Origin of the sequence: Pseudomonas sp. RC3H12 (assembly GCF_018596375.1) — a bacterium.
Taxonomy (GTDB): Bacteria; Pseudomonadota; Gammaproteobacteria; order Pseudomonadales; family Pseudomonadaceae; genus Aquipseudomonas.
In genome coordinates this window covers 2274208-2290876 of the sequence record NZ_CP075595.1, presented here as the reverse complement: position 1 = coordinate 2290876, position 16669 = coordinate 2274208, and the positions used below count along the sequence as shown (strand labels likewise).

General features: G+C 65.4%; 14 protein-coding genes. 6 read left to right on the top strand and 8 right to left on the bottom strand.

Annotated features, from left to right (window positions below):
• Nucleotides 1-7: 7 nt before the first annotated feature.
• On the top strand, nt 8-736 hold the full coding sequence (locus KHO27_RS10445) for a (2Fe-2S) ferredoxin domain-containing protein (RefSeq protein ID WP_502937621.1): 729 nt from the start codon (nt 8-10) through the stop codon (nt 734-736).
• Entirely contained in the window at nt 729-1652 is a 924-nt protein-coding gene (locus KHO27_RS10440; RefSeq protein WP_214501742.1) for an ABC transporter substrate-binding protein, read from the top strand. The genes KHO27_RS10445 and KHO27_RS10440 overlap by 8 nt, the downstream gene beginning before the upstream one ends.
• A gap of 45 nt (nt 1653-1697) precedes the next feature.
• On the opposite strand, the gene KHO27_RS10435 is transcribed toward KHO27_RS10440, so the two are convergent.
• The gene (locus KHO27_RS10435) at nt 1698-3056 is read right to left on the bottom strand and encodes an 8-oxoguanine deaminase (protein ID WP_102684998.1); all 1359 of its coding nucleotides are present in this window, start codon (nt 3054-3056) and stop codon (nt 1698-1700) included.
• 569 nt (nt 3057-3625) lie between these two features.
• Between KHO27_RS10435 and KHO27_RS10430 the strand changes: the two genes are divergently transcribed.
• Both KHO27_RS10430 and KHO27_RS10425 read left to right on the top strand, forming a co-directional pair.
• Nucleotides 3626-6502: an HD domain-containing phosphohydrolase gene (locus tag KHO27_RS10430; protein ID WP_214501741.1), complete on the top strand. Its 2877-nt coding sequence runs from the start codon at nt 3626-3628 to the stop codon at nt 6500-6502.
• Between the two features lie 32 nt (nt 6503-6534).
• Nucleotides 6535-7065 (top strand): MgtC/SapB family protein, encoded by a 531-nt coding sequence (locus KHO27_RS10425; RefSeq protein ID WP_214501740.1) that lies wholly within the window; start codon nt 6535-6537, stop codon nt 7063-7065.
• A gap of 538 nt (nt 7066-7603) precedes the next feature.
• On the opposite strand, the gene KHO27_RS10420 is transcribed toward KHO27_RS10425, so the two are convergent.
• The 3 genes from KHO27_RS10420 to KHO27_RS10410 all read right to left on the bottom strand — a co-directional run bounded on the left by KHO27_RS10420 (nt 7604) and on the right by KHO27_RS10410 (nt 9881).
• Entirely contained in the window at nt 7604-8503 is a 900-nt protein-coding gene (locus KHO27_RS10420; protein WP_214501739.1) for a hydroxymethylglutaryl-CoA lyase, read from the bottom strand.
• Between the two features lie 20 nt (nt 8504-8523).
• A complete protein-coding gene (locus KHO27_RS10415) occupies nt 8524-8925 on the bottom strand; it encodes a MerR family transcriptional regulator (RefSeq protein WP_023631568.1) in 402 nt (133 codons plus the stop codon).
• 83 nt (nt 8926-9008) lie between these two features.
• On the bottom strand, nt 9009-9881 hold the full coding sequence (locus tag KHO27_RS10410; protein ID WP_214501738.1) for a helix-turn-helix domain-containing protein: 873 nt from the start codon (nt 9879-9881) through the stop codon (nt 9009-9011).
• 171 nt (nt 9882-10052) lie between these two features.
• Between KHO27_RS10410 and pobA the strand changes: the two genes are divergently transcribed.
• Nucleotides 10053-11240 carry a 4-hydroxybenzoate 3-monooxygenase gene (pobA, locus tag KHO27_RS10405; RefSeq protein ID WP_111533268.1) on the top strand — a complete coding sequence of 396 codons (1188 nt, stop codon included), beginning with the start codon at nt 10053-10055 and terminating at the stop codon, nt 11238-11240.
• Nucleotides 11241-11248: 8 nt separating this feature from the next.
• On the opposite strand, the gene KHO27_RS10400 is transcribed toward pobA, so the two are convergent.
• Complete coding sequence (locus KHO27_RS10400) at nt 11249-11911, bottom strand: ankyrin repeat domain-containing protein (RefSeq protein ID WP_111533269.1); 663 nt, start codon at nt 11909-11911, stop codon at nt 11249-11251.
• A gap of 158 nt (nt 11912-12069) precedes the next feature.
• Here KHO27_RS10400 and KHO27_RS10395 point away from each other — a divergent pair, with 158 nt between their 5' ends.
• Complete coding sequence (locus tag KHO27_RS10395) at nt 12070-12951, top strand: LysR substrate-binding domain-containing protein (protein WP_023631572.1); 882 nt, start codon at nt 12070-12072, stop codon at nt 12949-12951.
• A gap of 13 nt (nt 12952-12964) precedes the next feature.
• Here KHO27_RS10395 and KHO27_RS10390 read toward each other — a convergent pair whose 3' ends face one another.
• From KHO27_RS10390 to KHO27_RS10380, 3 genes are all read right to left on the bottom strand, one after another.
• Nucleotides 12965-13693, bottom strand: coding sequence for a DUF899 domain-containing protein (locus tag KHO27_RS10390; protein WP_214501737.1), 729 nt, complete (start codon nt 13691-13693; stop codon nt 12965-12967).
• Between the two features lie 915 nt (nt 13694-14608).
• Nucleotides 14609-15391: an amino acid ABC transporter ATP-binding protein gene (locus KHO27_RS10385; RefSeq protein WP_284731303.1), complete on the bottom strand. Its 783-nt coding sequence runs from the start codon at nt 15389-15391 to the stop codon at nt 14609-14611.
• A gap of 23 nt (nt 15392-15414) precedes the next feature.
• On the bottom strand, nt 15415-16659 hold the full coding sequence (locus KHO27_RS10380; RefSeq protein ID WP_214501736.1) for an NAD(P)/FAD-dependent oxidoreductase: 1245 nt from the start codon (nt 16657-16659) through the stop codon (nt 15415-15417).
• Between the last annotated feature and the right edge of the window lie 10 nt (nt 16660-16669).

Here is a 16669-nt window from a genome sequence, read left to right as displayed (position 1 = left end):
CGTGAGCATGGACTACCAGCGCGTGTTGTTCGTCGGCCCCGGCCTGGGTGGCGGCTCGGCGGCGGAAGCTTTTGGCGCCGAGATCCGTGACCTGCGTGGCCACGAGGCGGGCCGGGATATCGTCGACACCCTGGAGGGGTTCGACGGGCTCTGGGCGGTGATCCGCGAGGCCCTCGACCAGGGCGTGGAACGCCTGCTGGTGGTGGACCTGGAGCCCACCTCGGACAGCGCCTACCTGGACTGGCTGCGCGATGAGCTGGGGCGCGTGGCGCAAGGTCGGGCCGGCGTCTGGGTCACGGCCCAGGCCCTGGGGCGGCGCGGCCTGGATGCGCGAGTGGCCTGTGCCAGCATCGGCGAACCTGTCCGCCACCTGGCGTGCGACCAGGTCAACGCGGTGGCCAGCGACCCGGACTGGTCACGGGTGCCCGAGCATGCCCGCCAGGTGTTCCTCTGCACCGGCCCCCGCTGCGTGCGGCGCGGCGCCTTGCCGCTATGGAAACGCCTGCGCCGGCTGCTGCTGGAGCGTGCCCTGATCGAGACTCCGGGCGGCGTGCTGCTGACCCGCACCGGTTGCCAGTTTCCCTGCAACCTGGGGCCAGTGTTGACGGTGCATCCGGACGGCTGCTGGTATCGGGTACGTGATGATCGGGAGGTGGAGGAATTGGTGGAAACGCATCTAGAGGGCGCAAGGATCGCCGAAGGACTGTTGATCAAGGGAGGGGCGTGCGATGCGTAAAGCCTGGCTGCTGTCGCTGGCCTTGTGCTGTGGCACACCGGCCCTGGCCGACAGCTATCGCAACTGCGGGCAGGACTGGCAACGGCCCGCTGCGGCGCCTGCGCGTATCGTCGCCCTCAACCAGCACGCGGCCGACCTGCTGCTCGCCCTCGGCGCGGGGCCGTCGATGGTCGGGGTGGCCTACCTGGACGACAACGGCGCCGCCTACAAGCAGGGCCGCTACCAGGGTGTGCCGGTGATCGCCCGGGAGTATCCGGCCAGCGAAGTGTTGTACGCGCAAAGGCCGGATCTGGTGGTCGGCGGATTCGCCACGGCCTTTGGCGATGGGATCACCTCGCGCAGCAGATTGGCCGGCAACGGGATTGCCACCTACCTGCTCGAGTCGGCCTGTCACGGCCACTCGCTGGACTACTACGGCCATGTCCGGCGTGACCTGACTGTGCTTGGCGAGCTGTTGGGCAGACAGGCGAGGGCGCAGGCATTGATCGACGCGATGGAGACCGACCTGGCGCAGGCCAGGGCGATCGCACCCAGCGGCAAGCCACTGTCGGTGTTCTACCTCGACAGCGAGGTGCGGGGGCTGGACAGCGAGGGCGGACGTGGGTTTGTCACGCCGTTGCTGGCCGCCGCCGGGGCGCGCAATGTGCTTGCCGGGATAGACCAGTACCGCGTGACGATCAACCGCGAGGCGCTGCTGAGCAGCGACCCCGACGTGATCCTGCTGGCCGACGCCCTGTGGTCGCCGGCCAGCCGCAAGCGTCAGTTGCTGACCCGCGACCCGGTGCTCTCGAGCCTGCGGGCGGTGCGCGAGAATCGCATGATCGATATCCCGTTCACCCAACTGATGCCCACGCCGGCCAGCGGGCGGGTGGCCCTGGAACTGGCGCAGCGGCTCAGGGGGATGGCTGTTCCATAGCAGGCCCTTGAGCTGATCGCGAAGCCTGGCGCGGGAGCGGCTGTGCTACTCGCCGCTGACCAGCTGCCGCGCCAGCTGGTTGTGACGCTCCAATACCCGCGGCAAGTCGACGGTGGCGATGCGCCCGTCCTGAACCACCACGCGCCCGTTGATCACGCTGGTGTCAACATGGGTCGGGGTGCAGAACACCAGCGCCGCCAGCGGGTCGTGGAGGGCGCCGGCATAGGCCACATGGCCGAGGTCGAAGGCGACGAAGTCGGCGACCATGCCCGGTGCCAGGGCACCGATATCGTCACGGTTGAGCACCTTGGCACCACCCAGGGTGGCGATTTCCAGCGCTTCGCGGGCGGTCATCGCATCCGGGCCAAAGCCGACCCGTTGCAGCAGCAAGGCCTGGCGTACCTCGCCGATCATGCTGGCGCCGTCGTTGGATGCCGAACCATCGACCCCCAGCCCCACCGGCACGCCGTGGTCGCGCATCTTGCGGATCGGCGCTATGCCTGAGGCCAGGCGCATGTTCGAGCACGGGCAGTGGGCGACCCCGGTGCCGGTGCGGGCGAACAGCTCGATGCCGTGCTGGTCGAGCTGCACGCAGTGGGCATGCCAGACATCGTGGCCGACCCAACCCAGGTCCTCGGCGTACTCGGCCGGGGTCATGCCGAACTTCTCGCGGCTGTAGGCGATGTCGTTGACGTTCTCGGCCAGGTGGGTATGCAGCGACACGCCGTACTCCCGGGCCAGGACCGCCGCTTCGCGCATCAGGTCGCGGCTGACAGAGAACGGCGAGCAGGGCGCCACCACCACGCGCCGCATCGAGCCATGGCTGGCGTCGTGGTAATCCTCGATCAGACGCTGGGATTCCTTGAGGATGTCGCTTTCCTTTTCCACCACCGAGTCCGGCGGCAGGCCGCCCTGGCTGCGGCCGACGCTCATGCTGCCGCGAGCGGCGTGGAAGCGCATGCCGATTTCCTCGGCGGCGTGGATGCTGTCGTCGAGCTTGCAGCCGTTGGGGTAGATGTACAGGTGGTCGCTGGAGGTGGTGCAGCCCGAGAGGATCAGTTCGGCCATGGCCGTCTGGGTCGAGACCGCGATCATCTCCGGGGTCAGTCGCGCCCAGATCGGATAGAGGTTGGTCAGCCAGTTGAACAGCTCGCCGTCCTGGGCCGCCGGCACCACGCGGGTAAGGCTCTGGTACATGTGGTGGTGGGTGTTGACCAGGCCCGGGATGACCACCTTGCCGGTCATGTCGAGGATCACGTCGGCGTTTTGCGGCAGCGTTTCGCTGGGGCCGACCTGGCGGATCACGTTGTCTTCGATGTACAGGCCACCGCGTTTGATTTCACGGCGTTCGCCGTCCATGGTCACCAGCAGTTCGGCGTTCTTGACCAGTAGGGTCTTGGGCATGTGTGTCCCCTCCCGTTTGGGATGTGTTTTCTGATTGTAGAGAGGCGCCTGGTGCATGGGCCGGGCGCACCAGGGCCGTCAGGCGCCGCGGCGTGGCCGGGCGTCGATGACAGGGGCGAACGGTTCACCGCGCACGTGCGAAGGCTGCGCCATGGCGGGCGCATCGGGCAGGTGGGCAGACGGTGACAGGACGAATGCGGCAAGTGGCATTCGGGAAGGATGCCCGGTGAAGGCGGGCGGCAGTGGATGTCGCATGGCTTGAGCCTGTCGCAATACGCAACGGCGATGACCGTTGTCGTAGGCGCGAGGCAGTGTAAACAGAATTCGCTTGTTTTGTATACGATGGATTGTTTCATCTAACCGCGCCCTGCAATCGCTCCGGAAAAGTGCATGCAGTCTTGCATGGCATCATGCCACTATCTGGCTGTCTCGCGGCCAGCGGATATCTCGGGCCGGCACGTTCGCATGGGCTGATTACACTGTGGAAATCGCCACACGGGAGTACCTGGGATGGGCTGCACGTTGATGAGGCAGATGGCTGGACGGGTGTCTGCTCGAAGTAGACGGCCATGAACAACCGTGGCCGGAGCATTTCCCTGCAGTGGCTGGTGGCATTGGCGATCATGCTGGGCATGCTGGCGCTGGGTGCGGCCCTCGCCTGGCAAGGCTACCTGGGCGTGCGCCAGGCCCTGGTGGCCGCCGCCGGCGATGCCGCCCAGCAGGTCGGCCGGACCATCGACGAGCGCGCCCGGCGCCTGGTCGACCCGGTGCAGAGCAGCATTCGCCTGCTGGCCTTCAGCCCGGCGTCAAGCACGTTGGCCCAGCGCCTCGAGCAACTGCCGCAACTGGTCGAGAGCCTGCGTGCCAACCGCATGCTCAGCGCCGCCTACGTCGGTTACCCAAACGGTGAATTCCTGCTGGTCCGGCGCTTGCGTGACCCGCAACTGTTGCAGCGCTTCGCGGCACCGGCGGACACGGCGTTCCTGGTGCAGACCGTCACCCAGGGCGCCGATGGCGCGATGCAAGGCGAGTGGCGCTTCTATGACCCGGCACTGACCCTGTTGCAGCGCCAGAGCAAGCCCGACTACCAATACGATCCACGCCAACGCCCCTGGTTCATCGAAGCCAGCGCGCAGCCCGAGACCGTACTCACTCGTCCCTACGTATTCTTTACCACCCGCGAGATCGGCCTGACCATGGCCCAGCGCAGCGCCGAGGGCACGGCGGTGATCGGCATGGATGTCTCGGTCAATGACCTGGCCAGCGAGAGCCGCGACCTGCGCATCACCGCCGGCACCGAGATCGCCGTGGTCGACGATCAGGGCAACGTAGTGGCCTACCCGGACTTGCAACGGGTGGTCGTGCGCGAGGGTGAGAGCGTGCGCCTGTCGCGCGTTGGCGAGCTGGGCATCGGCAGCCTTGCGCATATCTACGCCGACATGCCCCAGGGCGCGAGCCCGCAGCCGTACCAGGTCGAGGGGCAGACCTGGTATGGCATGCGCGTGCCACTTACCTCCATGGCCGGACAGCACCTGCAGGTGCTGATCGCCGTGCCGGCCCACGAACTGCTGGCCGGCGCGCGCAAGGTGCTGCTCGAGCAATTGCTCTGGGCGGTGACACTGGCCGCCGTGTTGCTGTTGCTCGGCGGGTTGCTGGGCCGGCGCATCGGCCGTCCGTTGCGCCGGCTGACCGAGCAGGTACAGGGCCTGGCCAGTTTCGATTTCAGCCGTGAGGTGGGCGTTGTCTCGCGGGTCTCCGAAGTGCGTGAGCTGAGCCGGGTGCTGAGCCGCATGTCCGGCACCATCCGCAACTTTCAGGCGATCACCCTTACGTTGAGCCGCGAGACCCAACTCGAAGGCATGCTCGACGGCGTGCTCAATCACCTGGTGGCGGCAGCGGGCGTCAGCGCCGGTGCGGTGTATCTGTACGACGACAACAGCCGGTTGCGCCTGGCCGCCGCCAGTCGCGGCCATGACTACCCCGAGGAACTGGCGGTGCCTGAAGGCGAGCGGCATGACCTGGCCAGCGCGGTGACCCAGGCCCTCGCATGGCAAGGGCGCAGCCTGGCGGTGGTGCTCAATGACCGCGGCCAGGCGCTGCTCGGCATCCTGGTGCTGCAACTCGCCGATGCGAACGCGGCCGTGGGCCAACCGTTCCAGCGCTTTGTCGAGGAACTGTCCGGTGCAGCCGCCGTGGCCATCGAGACCCGTCAGCTGGTCGAGGCCCAGCAACGCCTGCTGGACGCCATGATCAAGTTGCTGGCCGACGCCATCGACGCCAAGAGCCCCTATACCGGCGGCCATTGCGAACGGGTGCCGCAACTGGCGCAGATGCTCCTGGACCAGGCCGTGCAGGCTGACAGCGGCCCCTATGCCGACTTCAGCATGAGCGAGGCCGAGCGCTACGAATTCCGCGTGGCCGCCTGGCTGCACGACTGCGGCAAGATCACCAGCCCCGAATACGTGGTGGACAAGGCGACCAAGCTCGAGACCTTGTACAACCGCATCCACGAGGTGCGCATGCGCTTCGAGGTGCTCTGGCGCGATGCCGAGGTCGCCTACTGGCAAGGCGTGACCAACGGCGATGATGAGCCGGCACTGCGGCGCACGCTGGAGGCATGCCGGGCAACCTTGCAGGAGGACTTCGCCTTCGTCGCCAACGCCAACATCGGTGGCGAGTTCATGCAGGAGGCCGACATCGAGCGCCTGCGCACTATCGGCCAGCGCCGCTGGCGGCGGCACTTCGACAACCGCCTGGGCATCTCCCGCGACGAGGCAGCGCGGTTCACCGACACCTCGGCGGCAACCTTGCCAGTGGACGAGCCACTGCTTGCCGACCGCGATGAGCACCGGGTGCCCTGGGGCGCTCGTACGCCGCCGGTGGCCAAGGACGACCTGCGCAACCACTGGGGTTTCGACATGCGCCTGCCGGCCCATGCCAGCAACCACGGCGAGCTGTACAACCTGTCGATCCGCCGCGGCACGCTCAACGACGAAGAGCGCTTCAAGATCAACGAGCACATCGTGCAGACCATCATCATGCTCAGCGCGCTGCCGTTCCCGCGCCAGCTCAGGCGCGTGCCGTCAATCGCCGGCAACCATCACGAGAAGCTGGACGGCAGCGGCTACCCGCGCAGGCTTGGCCAGGAGGCGCTGAGCATCCCCGAGCGGGTGATGGCGATCGCCGACATCTTTGAGGCACTGACCGCGGCGGACCGGCCCTACAAGGCGCCGAAGACCCTGTCCGAGTCGGTGAAGATCCTGGTGTTCATGGCGCGGGACAAGCATGTCGACGGGCAGTTGCTGCGCTTGTTCCTGAGTAGCGGGGTGTACCGGCAATATGCCGAGCGCTTCCTGCGCCCCGAGCAGATCGACGAACTGGACGTGGCGTACTGGCTGGAGCAGTTGCAGGGTTTCACGCCTGAGCAATCCACCTACACTCCTTGAGACCTGTTCGGCGGGATCTCTGGAGACATCCGATGGAAGCATTCTGGCAAGCCTTTTTGGCGACGTTGCACACCGAATTCGCCGATGTCGCCGACGCGCGCGAGGTCTCGCGGATCCTCATCCGCCTGCTGATGGCGGCCTTGCTGGGGGCGGTGCTGGGCTTCGAGCGCGAGAGCAAGGGCAAGTCGGCCGGCGTGCGCACGCACATGCTGGTGTCCATGGGCGCGGCCTTGTTCGTCCTGGCGCCGAGCATGGCCGGGGCGGACGAGCAGGCGTTGAGCCGGGTGATCCAGGGCATCGTCGCCGGTATCGGCTTTCTCGGCGCGGGCACGATTCTCAAGGGCAACGGCCGCGACACCAGTCACGTCAAGGGCCTGACCACCGCCGCCGGGCTATGGATGACCGCCGCCATCGGCACGGCTGCAGGGATGGGGCGCGAGGCCACGGCACTGATCAGCACGGTGCTGGCGCTGTTGGTGCTGGCGAGCATGCCGTTGCTGGTGGAAAAGGTCGAAGGTGAGCATGAGGACAAGCGCGAGGAGGAGGAGCGCAGGAAGCACTGAGGGGAGCCGAAGCTCCCCTCATAAGCGTTGTTGCCTGCTCTTTTCTTATTATTGGAGACTGGCCTGTTGTTGTTTTTGTCGGCTGTCGTCTCTGCACTGCGGGGCCCCCAACCGGGGCCAAGAGCAAACGTATTTTTTTGAGCGCTGACCTGCGTTCATCCAACGTGATCCAACCTTGACTGCCGCTACCTCGGAGGTAGTTTTATTGTTCTTGCCAGGTTGCGGGGCCGGAACCCCTGGAATGCACGTCGACTCCAAAAAAATCTGCTTGCTACGCCTCTGCCGTGTTGTTCTTGTTATGTCAGAGCCGTTTACTGTTGTTTTTATTGGGTATCGCGTTTTTTGTTCTTGTTATGCCAAAAGATATAGCAGGTGGCGTGCCAACTTTTACAATCCCTTTAAAATCAATGGTTTGATGATTTTTCAGAGTGGGTTGGCACGTGAAAATTTGTCGAATTGTTTCCCTGTTACCCGATTTTCTTCTGCACAGCGTGTAGGCGGTAACACTCCACCCACACCTGTGTGACAACCGTGTGACTCAGCGAATGCCGCGGGCCTTCGCCACCCGCGATCCGGTGACGCGCCCGAGCACTTCGCTGATACGCAGGCCCGCGGCGATGAGTCGGTCCAGGTCGATGCCCGTGTCGATGCCCAGCCCTTGCAGCAGGTACACCACATCCTCGCTGGCGACGTTACCGGTGGCGCCCTTGGCGTATGGGCAGCCGCCCAGGCCGGCCACCGAGCTGTCGAACACGCTGATGCCCTCGAGCAGGCTGGCATAGACGTTGGCCAGCGCCTGGCCATAGGTGTCGTGGAAGTGCCCGGCCAGTTGCGCGCGGGGCACCTGGGCCGAGACCACCTCGAACAGGCGGCGGGTGTCACCGGCGGTGCCGGTGCCGATGGTGTCGCCCAGCGATACTTCATAGCAGCCCATGTCATGCAGGGCCTTGGCCACTGGTGCCACCTGCTCGGCGCTGATGCGTCCCTCGGAGGGGCAGCCGAGCACGCAGGAGACATAACCGCGCACCCGCACACCCTGGCTGCGGGCGGCCTCCATGATCGGCTCGAAACGCTTGAGGCTGTCACTGATCGAGCAATTGATGTTGCGCTGGGAAAACGCTTCGGACGCCGCCGCGAACACCGCCACTTCCTTCACCCCGGCGGCCAGGGCATCCTCGAAACCGCGCAGGTTGGGTGCCAGCGCCGCATAGGTGACCCCCTCGCGCTGACGGATACCGGCGAACACTTCGCCGGAGCCGGCCATCTGCGGGACCCATTTGGGCGAGACGAAGCTGCCCACTTCTATGTAGGCGAGCCCGGCGTCGGTGAGGTCGTCCACCAGGCGCACCTTGTCGGCGACGCTGATGGGCTGGGCTTCGTTCTGCAGGCCGTCGCGCGGGCCGACTTCGACCAGGCGGACATTCTTGGGCAATGACATGGCGGGCTTCCTGTGGCGGATCAACGATGGGTGTGCGGCGGGTTCAGGGTGGCGGCCAGGGCCTGCTCGCAACGCTCCTGGGCGGTGTCCAGCTCCAGGTGCATCTGCTGGATGTCGAGCATCTGCTGTTCGAGCTGGGCGCGGCGTTCGGCGATCTTCGCCAGCATGCTGGTGAGCTGTTTCTGGTTGCCGCCGGAGGGGTCATAGAGTTCGATCAGTTCACGGCATTCGGCCAGCGAGAAACCGATGCGCTTGCCGCGCAGGATCAGTTTGAGCGTGACCTTGTCGCGGGCCGAGTAGATGCGTTCCAGGCCGCGTCGTTCAGGGCTGAGCAGACCCTGCTCCTCATAGAAGCGGATGGCGCGGGTGGTGATGTCCAGTTCGCGGGACAGGTCGGAGATGCTGTAGGTCTGGCTGCTCATGCTTGCGCTCGGGGGAGGGAATGCGAGTAACCTAATGCCAGGTTGACGTATACGTCAAGCAAGGGCTGCGCTCGCCGTCCCGTTCAGGCATTCACGGACTTGCGGTAGGCCTTGGGCGTCTGCCCGTCGAGCCGTTTGAAGAACCGCGCAAAGTAGGTCGGGTCGCTGAACCCCAGGCTGTCGGACAACTGGCCGATGCTCATGCGCGTGTAGGCAAGATTGCGCCGTGCTTCGAGCAGCAGGCGCTGGTGGATCACCTGCAACGCCGATTGCCCGGCCAGCGCCCGGCACAGCTGGTTCAACAGCAGGCTGGTGATGCCCAGGCGCGCGGCGAAATCGTCCACGGCAAGGTGTTCGCGGTAATGCGCCTCGACCAGGCGCAGGTAACGGCCGAGCAACTGCTGGTCCCGTTCGTCCTGGCTGCGCGCTGGCAAGGCGGCTTGCTGGCGGTTGATCCACACCATCAGCGCGGTGACCAGTGCCTGCAGCATGGGGCCGCGGGCCGGGGCGCAGCCCTGGTACTCCTGCTGCAGCGTGTCGATCAGGCCGTGCAGGCGCACGCGGTCCTTGCCCAGCGGGTAGCACCGCGCCGCCGCCAGCACGCTCAGGGGGGCGCCGAGGCGCTTTTCCAGGTCGACCACCAAGGCCGTGCCGAACGTCAGCACATGCCCCTGGATATCGGCGCTGAAGCGAAAGCCATGGACAGTCAGCGGCGGCACCACCTGGATCGCCGCCTCGCGAATCACCCGGCGTTCGCCCTCGATCTCCACCTGCGCCTCGCCGCGCTGCACATAGAGCAGCTGGAACAGTTCTGCGTGTCGGTGCGGCTTGATCTCCCAGTGGTGCAGACGGCTGCGTGCCGGGATCGACTCGCAGTGCAGCAGGTCGGTATCCGGCCACGCACGGTGCTCGCCATACAGCTGGAACAACGGGATGCCAGGAAGGGGGCTGTGCATGGGGTGGGACCTGTCCGTTAATCGAACGAATTTCAGGAAAGTGCAGTTTTCAAAACGGATTTCGCACGTTCTGCACGTTTTTCAGCAGTAAAAATACAGGTGCAAACCCTAACAGCAGATGCGCGGCCATTGCCAGTGCAAAGCCGGCATCGTCATCGTGAGACAACAACAATGAAAACTCAGGTTGCAATCATCGGCGCCGGCCCGTCCGGCCTGCTGCTCGGCCAGCTGCTGCACAACGCCGGCATCGATACGCTGATCGTCGAGCGCCAGACCCCGGACTATGTGCTGGGGCGCATCCGTGCCGGCGTGCTCGAACAGGGCACGGTCGAGTTGCTGCGCGAAGCCGGTGTGGCCCAGCGCATGGATCGCGAAGGGTTGGTCCATGAAGGGGTCGAGTTGCTGGTCGATGGTCATCGCCAGCGTCTTGACCTCAAGGCACTGACCGGTGGCAAGACGGTGATGGTCTACGGCCAGACCGAGGTCACCCGCGACCTGATGCAGGCTCGCGAGCAGAATGGGGCGCCGATCATCTATGCGGCCAACAATGTCCAGCCCCATGACATCGAGGGGCCGCGGCCCTACCTGACGTTCGACAAGGATGGTCGCCAGCATCGGGTGGAGTGCGATTACATCGCCGGCTGCGATGGCTTCCATGGCGTGGCCAGGCAGAGCATCCCGGCCAGCGTGCTGAAGGTGTACGAGCGGGTCTATCCGTTCGGCTGGCTGGGACTGCTGGCCGATACCCCGCCGGTCAACCATGAGCTGATCTACGCCCATCACGAACGCGGTTTCGTGCTGTGCAGCCAGCGCTCGCAGACGCGCAGCCGCTACTACCTGCAGGTGCCGCTGCAAGAGCGGGTGGAGGACTGGTCCGATGAACGCTTCTGGACCGAGCTCAAGGCGCGGCTGCCACAGGCGGTGGCCGAGCAACTGGTGACCGGGCCTGCGCTGGAGAAAAGCATCGCGCCGCTGCGCAGCCTGGTGGTCGAGCCGATGCAGCATGGCCGCCTGTTCCTGGTCGGCGACGCCGCCCACATCGTGCCGCCCACCGGCGCCAAGGGCCTGAACCTTGCGGCCTCGGACGTCAACTACCTGTACCGGATCCTGGTCAAGGTCTACCGCGAGGGGCGCACCGACCTGCTGGCGCAGTATTCGCCCATGGCGTTGCGGCGGGTATGGAAGGGCGAGCGCTTCAGTTGGTTCATGACCCAACTGCTGCATGACTTCGGCGAGCACCAGGATGATTGGGACCGCAAGATGCAGGCGGCCGACCGCGAGTACTACCTGGGGTCGGCGGCGGGGCTGGCGAATATCGCCGAGAACTATGTGGGGCTGCCGTTCGAGGCTGTGGAATAGCGGGCGCGTCAGCGGCGCCTGGGGCTTTCCAGCAAGGCGACCATCTCGCGATAACCGCGTAGGCGCGCATGCTCCAACGCGGTCACGCCGTCCTTGTCGGCAATGAGCGGGTCCGCCCCGGCCGCCAGCAACTGGCGCACGATCTCCACATGTCGCGGGCCGCCATCGCCGAGGATCACCGCCTCGAGAAGCGCGGTCCAGTGCAAGCGGTTGAGGTGGTTCACATCGACACCGGCCGCGATCAGCAACTGCACGGTGCTGACATGCCCGCGTTCGGCGGCCGGGATCAGCGCGGTACCACCGTAGCGGTTGGTGCTCTTCAGGTCGGCGCCATGGGCCAGGGTCAGGCGCAGGATGTCGTCCAGCCCCCGTGCGCCCGCGTACAGGTAGGGGCTGTCGCTGATGTTGTCCTTGGCGTTGACGTCGGCGCCGGCCTCGATCAGTACCTTGGCGGCTTCCACTTCATTGGCGTGGGTGGCCACCAGCAACGCGGTCTGGCCCTGGTCGTTGCGGGTATCGGCCTGCGCGCCCCGGTCGAGCAGTTGGCGCACGGCAGGGGCATCGCCGCGGCGGGCGGCATCGAGCAACGCTGTGTTCATGGCGGGGGTCTCGGCGTGGCTGGCAAGGCTGGTGAACAGGGTCAGCAGCAAGGCGGTGAGCGGCAGGCGCATGGTGGTCGGCTCCTGATAGGACGAGGGTCCATGCTAGGGGGCCTGTGTTTGTAGCAGAAGTGAATAATCTGGATGGAGCCCAGTGTATTTGCGCATGTTGCCGGGTATCGGTGCCCGTGGTAGAAGTCAGGCCTGTCATTCAGAAGTCGAATATCAAGATGTCTGCCAGCGTAAAACCAAATAGGGCCTTGTTCGACCTCGACCTGTTGCGCGCCATTGTCGTGGTGGCTGACTGCGGCAGTTTCACCACCGCCGCGGCGCGCCTGCATTCCACGCAGTCGACCATCAGCCAGAAGGTCCGTCGCCTCGAGGACATGGTCGGCCACCGCCTGCTGGTGCGTGGCAACCGCGATGTGCTGCCCACCGATGCCGGGCAGACCCTGCTCGGTTATGCCCGGCACATGCTGGCCCTCAACGACCAGATGCTCGAGGCGTTGGCCGGGGCCATGGTCGGGGTAACCGTGCGCCTGGGCGTGCCGGAGGATTTCGTCGGCGGGCGCACCACCAATGCGTTGTCCGCGTTCAGCCGGCAGCATCCCCAGGTCAAGCTGGAAGTCACCAGCGGGCTGTGCCGCGATCTCAGCCAGGCCTATGACAACGGCGAGCTCGACCTGGTGCTGCTCAAGCAGCGGCGCAACAGCCGCGAGGGCGTGGCCTGCTGGCCGGAGCGCCTGCAATGGATCGACAGTGCGCGCATGCCGTCCTTCGATCTCGACCCTATTCCCTTGGTGACCTTTCCGCCACGCGGGCTGTACCGCGATGACATGATCAGCGCGATCGAAGGCATGGGCCGGCGCTGGCGCATCAGTTTCACCAGCTCGAGCCTCAGCGGTATCCAGGCGGCGGTGGCCGACGGCATGGGCATCAGCCTGCTGCCGCCGCGGGCAGCGCTGCTCGAGCACCGGGTGCTGGGCATCGAGCAGGGGCTGCCGGAGGTGGACAGCTACGAAATCGTCATCGTGCACCGGCCCACGGCGGATGTGATGGTCAAGGCACTGGCCGAGGTGTTGACGGAGTTGCTGGCGGTGCAGGCGATCTGATCCCGCCGGAAACTCACTCCTTGCAGCAATGCGGCTTGTCACTGGCACTTTCATAGCGATCATGATGGCGCACCCAGTCCATCGTCCCGTCCTCGTTGCGCCCAAGTGGCGCCAGGTCGAGGAAGTTGTACGCGTTGACCAGGATGTCCAGCCCGCGGGCATAGGTGGAATAGGTGTGGTACAGGCTGCCGTCGCTATCGCGGTAGAACGCGCTGAGCCCGGGCAGCTCCGTTTCGTCGCCGGTGTAGGGTTCGTAGTTGTACTGGGCGCTGCCATCGGTGGCGACAGTGACGCCGAAATCCTGGTTGAAGCGGCTGTCATGCGAGGAAAACCATGGGAAGTGCCAGCCCATGCGCCGGCGGAACGCCTGGAACTCGGCAAAGGGCGCCCGCGAAACCGCCACCAGGGAAACATCGTGGTGGGCCAGGTGCAGGTTGGCGCCGTCGAAGTGGTCGGCCAGGAACGAGCAGCCCGGGCAGCCTTCGTGCCAGCCGTCGGCGAACATGAAGTGATAGACCAGCAACTGGCTGCGTCCGGCGAACAGCTCGCCCAGGCTTAGCTCGCCGTCCGGGCCCTGGAAACGGTAGTCCTGCTCCACCGCTACCCAGGGCAGGGCGCGGCGGGCGGCGGCAAGCTCGTCGCGTTGATGGGTGAAGGCTTTCTCGTGCAGCCAGAGCTGGTGGCGGGCGGCGAGCCACTGGCTGCGGGTTGCCACGGTGTGTTTGGGAGTGGGATGGCTCATGGGCGTGACTCCACGCTTTGGGGGTTCATCCCGTAGTCGGGTGGCCTTTGGGTAATTCGACAGGTTTTATCCGTTATCGACGAATGGTTGATCCACTGTTTGCTATTGCTCTGCTTTTGCTTCTAAGCGCGCGATAGTTCAGGCGACACAAATTGCGACTTCAGGAGGCCGAACGGAGGTCTTGCGGAGGGAGGTGACGGGCATGGATGCCCGTCAAGCGCTGCGCCCCAGGATGGGGCGTTCAGCGCGGTCCTCCCGGGAGCAAGGCCGGAGTGAGGGGACCCGGAGCGAAGCGGAGGGCCGGATGAATGGAGCGAGCGGTTTTTGCCTTCTTTTGCCCGCGTGCAAAAGAAGGGCGCCGTAAAGGCGAAAAGGTGAGTATGCGTCGACATCGCAAATGAATGCGTTTACAACAATAAAAACCGATGCCGATTGACTTTGATTTTGATTTTGGATTTTGGATTTTGGATTTTCACAGCGTATGTTTTGAAAGTTATATACGCATTCATTAACCATGTCGACGTACAGTCACCTTTTCGCCTTTACGGCGACCTCCTTTTCTCTTGGGAAAAGGAGGCAAAACCGTTCGGCTCCGTTCATACGGCCCCTACGCTTCGCTCCGGGGTCCCCTCACTCCGGGCTTGCTCCGGGAGGACGCGCCGACGGGCCATCCATGGCCTGATCGGCGCTTGACGGGCATCCATGCCCGTCACCTCCCTGCGCAAGCCCTCCGTTCGGCCTCCTGAAGTCGCAATTTGTGTCGCCTGAACTATCGCGCACTTAGAAGCAAAAGCAGAGCAAGAACCGATCAAGATCAAGATCAAGATCAAGATCAAGATCAAATCTTTATATATTGCATCGCTGTTTTGCGGGAGGCGGACTGGGTTGCTTATATCTGCGCAGGACCACGAACCACTAATGCAGGATCTGCTTCAAAAACGCCTGTGCCCGCGCCGTCCTGGGCTGCCCGAAGAAGACTTCCGGTGAAGAGTCCTCGATGATCTGCCCACCTTCGAGAAACAACACCCGCTCTGCCACCTGTCGGGCAAAGCCCATCTCGTGGGTCACGCAGAGCATGGTCATGCCGGTGCCGGCCAGTTGCACCAGCACGTCCAGTACCTCGGCCACCATCTCCGGGTCGAGCGCCGAGGTCGGCTCGTCGAACAGCATGATCCTCGGCTTCATGCACAACGCCCGGGCGATCGCCACCCGCTGCTGCTGGCCGCCGGAGAGCTGGCTGGGGTACTTGTGCGCCTGGCTTTCGATACCGACCTTGCTCAGGTACGAGCGCGCCCGTTCCTCGGCGTCCCGCCGCGACAGGCCGCGCACGCTCATCGGTGCCAGCAGGCAGTTGTCGAGCACGCTCATGTGCGGGAACAGGTTGAAGTGCTGGAACACCATGCCGATTTCGTTGCGCACCTGGCTGGCTTGGCGGCCAGTGCTGGCAAGGTCGGTGCCAGCCACGCGGATGCTGCCCTGCTGGGCGATCTCCAGGCGGTTGATGCAGCGGATCAGCGTCGACTTGCCCGAGCCCGACGGGCCACAGAGCACGATTCGTTCGCCCTCGCGCACCGACAGGTCGATATCGTGCAGCACATGGAACGCGCCGTAATGCTTGTTCAGGCCCTCGATACGGATCAGCTCCGGGCGCGGGTCGGGGGCAGGGTGCAGGCTGGCAAGGCTCAAGGGTGCGGTCATCTTGTTGTTCTCCCGCTCAAGGTTCAGGCGAAGCGTGCGGCGCTGTAGGGCGCAGGGTCGGTGAAGGGGCGCTCGCCGGTCATCAGCTCCGCCAGCAGGCGGCCACTGACCGGGCCCAGCGTCAGGCCATGATGGGCATGGCCGAAGTTGAACCACAGGTGCTTGTGCAGCGGCGCCGGGCCGATCACCGGGCGCATGTCTGGCAGGCAGGGGCGACGGCCCAGCCAGGGCTTGTCGTCCAGGCGCTCGCCCAGGGCCGGGAACAGCTTGCGCGCCAGGGCCTCGCAGCGGCGCAGCTGGATCTCGTTGGCCGGGGCTTCGCTGGCGGCGAACTCGATGCCGGTGGTCAGGCGCACCCCCCGGGCCATCGGCGCCAGGACATAGCCGCCCTGGGTGTCGCAGATCGAGTGACCCAGTTCGACGCCGTCGCGGGTCGCGTAGTGCATGTGATAGCCGCGCTTGATCCCCAGCGGAAAGTGGTAGCCCAGCCGTTCATAGAGGTCGGCCGACTGCGGGCCGAGGCAGGCCACCACCTCGTCGGCGGTCAGCGTGCCGCGGCGGCTGTCCACCTGCCAGCCGTCCTCGACCTGGCGCAGGCTGCGCGCATCGCCGTGGAGGAACTGCCCGCCACGCTGGACGAACAGCGCGGCGTAACCACGGGTCAAGCCGCCGGGGTTGCTCACGGTCTTCGGGTCGAGCCAGTGGATGCCACCGATCACCCCACCGTCCAGTTGCTGCTCGCGGGCCTGCAGTTGCTCGCGTTCGAGGATCTCGTAGCGCAGGCCGTAGCGGGCCAGGCCTTGAAGGTCGTGCTTGGCCTGGGCGAACAGCGCGGCGTCGCGGTACACCTCGATCCAACCCTTGGCTTGCACCAGCCCTTGCAGGCCGGCGGCTTCGATCAGCACATCGTGTTCCTCGACGCTGCGCTGCACCAGCGGCAGCATGTCGGCGGCGGCCTTGGCCAGGCGTCCGGGGGCGGACTGGCGCCAGTAGCTGAGCAGCCACGGTGCGGCCTTGGGCAGGTGGGCGAGGCTGTAGCGCACGTCGGGCTGGCGGTTCAGGCCATAGCGCAGCAGGGCGCTGTACTGGCGCGGGAAGGCATAGGGGATCACGCTGGAACGCTCGATCAGCCCGGCGTTGCCATGGCTGGTGCCGCTGCCTGGCTCGTCGCGGTCGATGAGGATCACCTGGCGTCCGCGGGCCTGCAGGTGCAGGGCGGTGCTGACGCCGACGATGCCGGCGCCCAGGACGATGGTCTGGCAATGCATGGAAAATTTC